This window comes from Tractidigestivibacter sp., from assembly GCF_057241865.1.
Map to the genome: position 1 here is coordinate 1 of NZ_DBHHPX010000078.1, position 3,560 is coordinate 3,560.

The following is a 3,560-nucleotide window of genomic DNA, read 5'->3' on the forward strand; positions in this document are numbered from 1 at the left end:
ATGTCCGGCACGGAGCAAAGGCGGGTGGCGGTAGAGGCCCTCGTCGAGTTCGGACCGAGCGCGCGAGAGCTCGTCGGAGAGGTGGTCGGTGTCCACGCTGCCGTCGGGCTCGAAGGGCTCGAGTAGCGCCGCGGCATCGAGGTTCCTCGCGCAGCCCTCCGAAAGCGAGCGCAGAAGCGACGCCTGAGACTTGGCAAACGGCGCGTGAGAGGTGACGCGCTCACGCAGGGCACTGTAGCCCTCGCCCTCCAGACCGAGAGAGGCTGGGTCGAAGGCCTCGAGGCGGGCGGCAAGACGCTCGGCCTCCTCGGCCCTGGCGTCCCACACCCCCACATTCTTCTCGAGGGCGTCCTTGAGACCGATGATGTCAATCCTCATGCCGTGCCGCCCCCTTGGACGAGCCCTGGACGTTGACCGCACATGTATAGTCTATCATGGTGGCTGGTCAATCGCAGCAGTTCTAGGGCATGACCGGCAACGAGTTCGCCAACGACCGCATGCTGCTGTCGTAGCCGAGCCGACGCGATGCCTTGTCAGTAGGGTCAACCTGCCGTCCCGCGACGTCGTGGGTCGCGGCTGTGGGTGCCAATCGCACAGCCAGAGGTCATGTGGGTGCCATTCCCCACCCGTGTGGGTGCCTTTCTCCCGCCAGGGGGCATGTGGGTGCGATTCGCTGCATGTGGGTGCGATTCGCATCCTGCCGCTTCCGCTGACCTGGGACTTTGTCGGCCGCGTCCGGAAGAATGACGCCCACACGAATCGATTCGCACCCACACGGGTGGAGAAAGGCACCCACACGGCTTAAGCCCCAAGAGAGGGAACGTCGTATGTGGCAGCGGCCTCCATTCCTTGGGCCGCCCCGGTATCTAGCCCTTGCAGACGTAGCCGGTCGCGCGGCCCGCGCCGACCTTCTCGACCCTGCCGTGCGCAAGCAGGTCGTGGCGCGCGCGTTCGATGATCATGAGCGAGATGTCGGGGCATTCGCGCGCGATGTCCGACTTCGCCGCCTTCGTTGTGTCATCGGGTCTGAAGCTGTGCGTGTCGTGCCCTCTCTATCATAAGCTAGGTAGCTGAGCCACCCCCTTGGACGTTAACCATGCATACACAGCCTACCAAGGTGACCGACCCCAAGTATGCCACTGACCACACGCAATGCCTCAGCGGCTCACCTCAAGGAGGGTCCTGCCGCCTTGGCTGATCGTTGCCTGCGGCGCCGGGTCGAGGCGCAGGTCCACATGCAGGGTCTCTCCCCCACGGCCCGTCGCGTCATAGGAGTAGCTGCGGTTTTTGAGATGAGTGGGCCGCGTGGTGGCATGGGTGAGCCAGGGGTTGCTCCGGCGCAGGCCGATGAGGCGCCGGCACAGGCCATACATCCGCTCCCCCTCTGCCGTCATCCAGGTTGGGGCGGCAGGAAAGGCGGGACGCACCGCATCGTCGCCGCCCAGGCCCTTCGTCTTGACGCCCTGCAGGGCCTGCTCGTCGCCGTAGTAGAGGCACGGGACGCCTCCCACGGTGAGCAGGATGGTCACCGCCAGGGCGGCCAGGTCGTCGCCGACCATGCTCGCTATGCGCGTCACGTCGTGGTTGCCCACGAAGGTGAGCGGTGCGAACGTCCCCATGCAGACGTTATGCCGCTTGAGGCACCAGTCGAGCTCGAAGAAGTTGCCATCCTTGAGCGAGCTCCAGATGGCCTTCCACAGCTCGTACTGCGTCACCGCGTCCATCCCGGAGCGCCGCACGATGGTTGCGTAGTCGCCATGGATGACCTCGCCCACGAACCAGGCGTCAGGAAATGCGCGCCGCACCTCGGGCAGGACGCGGGCCCAGAAGTCGGGCGGCACAGCATAGGCCGCATCGAGCCGCCATGCCGAGACACCACGGCGCATCCAGTGAAGCATGACGTCCCGTACGAGGTCCGCGACCTGCTGCGAGCTGTGGTCGAGCGCCGGGAGCTCGCGGAAGCCCTCGAATGTCGCATAGTCCGCGGACCCATCGGGACGGCGCGTGATGGAGAACAGGTCCTCGTGCCCCCGTCCGGCGAGGGCGTCCTGGAACAGCGGGTGGCTGCGCCCCACGTGGTTGAACACGCCGTCGAGCATCACGCGCAGGCCCCGCTCATGACAGGCGGCGACAAGGCGGTCGAAGGTCGCGTCATCGCCGAGGCGCGGGTCAATGTGGAAGTAGTCGGTGGTGTCGTACCCATGGGTCTCGGAGGCGAACACCGGGTTGAGCATCAGGCCGCTCACGCCCATGTCGGCGGCATAGTCCACCCATGCGGCCAGCCGGTCGAGCCGGGGTGTCAGTGCGCGCTCCCCCTCCGAGGCCGGGCGCACGGGCGCGCCGCAGAAGCCCAGCGGATACACCTGCCACCAGATGGTGCCCTCGTTGATGTCGTTGCCCATGGATGCCTCCCGATGTCCCTCGCCAGCCTGGTGCATCCGCTCGAATGGCCAGGCCGTCATGTATACCGTTCGGTAGATACTATACCGTACGGTATAGACAAGGGTAAGTGGAAATCATGCGATTCCCCGCCGGTCGACTCGGCCGCTGGCGAGACGGACCTGCAGCCCCTCTCGATATATACTGCTCCCATGGGAAACGAGACCAACAGCAGAGACGCCATCCTCGGCCGCGCCCTGGAGCTGTTCGCACGGCGGGGCTATGACGGCGTTGGCGTCGCACAGGTCGCCGAGGCGGCAGGCGTCACCAAGCCGACGCTGTACTACTTCTTCCACAGCAAGGAGGGGCTGCTTGCAGCCGTCCTCGAGGAGCAGTACGCCTCGTTCAACCATGCCTTGGCCGAGGCGTGCGTCTATGAGCCGCACCCGCATGAGTATGGGCGCGACGTGCGCCCGGCCCTGCTGCGCGTGGCACAGCTCTACTACTCAGCCGCCAGGACGAACACCGACTTCTACCTCCTCAGGCTGTCCCTGTCCTTTGCCCCGCCCGACTCCGCGATCACCAGGATGGCGGAGCCGTACATGCACGAGCAGTACGCCATCGTCACCCGGCTGTTTCACGACATCGGCGCGTGTCATGGGGGTGTGCGTGGCCGGGAGCTGTCCTGTGCGGCCCACCTCGTCGCCATGCTCAACGCCGACGTCGCGTTCTGGCACCAGGGCAGGGGGAGCCTGGATGACGACCAGGCCGAGGCAACCGTGCGCCAGTTCATGCACGGCATCTTCTCGTAGGTCGGAAAGACTCGCATCATGCGGACGACGTCAGGATGGCCTGTCCGAATATCATGATGGGCACCATTGCTTGACTGACTGCCTCCCAAATTTGCGAGGCAGGTATAGAAGACGAGGTCAAGAGCGGCCGGCGAGGCAGACGGGCGGGCCGGTCGCATTCTCCCTGCGCTTCCCCCATACCCGTACGCTCGTCGTGGGATCTGCCACGTGCAGCGTGGAGAGCTTCCTTGCCGGAGAGCACGAGCTCTTCGCCATCTGATGGTGCAGACGCCTGCCCCAAGGGTCTGGACCCTCTTGCCGTGCGCAAAAGGGGACGGAGAAGGGGCCGGACCGACGCTCGTCTGCGCCAGCCCAGCCCCCTCGAAGACA

General features: G+C 65.7%; 3 protein-coding genes. 1 reads left to right on the forward strand and 2 read right to left on the reverse strand.

The window, feature by feature from the left end; translation table 11 throughout:
• Both ACO59D_RS12930 and ACO59D_RS12935 read right to left on the reverse strand, forming a co-directional pair.
• Positions 1 to 378: hypothetical protein (locus ACO59D_RS12930; protein WP_485127335.1), on the reverse strand; the 378-nt coding region annotated here is incomplete at its 3' end.
• A 779-nt stretch (positions 379 to 1,157) separates the two neighbouring features.
• On the reverse strand, positions 1,158 to 2,402 hold the full coding sequence (locus tag ACO59D_RS12935; RefSeq protein ID WP_485127336.1) for an alpha-amylase family protein: 1,245 nt from the start codon (positions 2,400 to 2,402) through the stop codon (positions 1,158 to 1,160).
• A 189-nt stretch (positions 2,403 to 2,591) separates the two neighbouring features.
• On the opposite strand from ACO59D_RS12935, the gene ACO59D_RS12940 reads away from it, so the two are divergent.
• Positions 2,592 to 3,191 (forward strand): TetR/AcrR family transcriptional regulator, encoded by a 600-nt coding sequence (locus ACO59D_RS12940; protein WP_021726726.1) that lies wholly within the window; start codon positions 2,592 to 2,594, stop codon positions 3,189 to 3,191.
• The last annotated feature ends 369 nt before the right edge of the window (positions 3,192 to 3,560 follow it).

Excerpts from the sequence above, each read along its gene's own strand:
- ACO59D_RS12935 (WP_485127336.1), bottom strand. The coding sequence starts at position 2,402 with ATGGGCAACGACATCAACGAGGGCACCATCTGGTGGCAGGTGTATCCG.
- ACO59D_RS12940 (WP_021726726.1), top strand. The coding sequence starts at position 2,592 with ATGGGAAACGAGACCAACAGCAGAGACGCCATCCTCGGCCGCGCCCTG.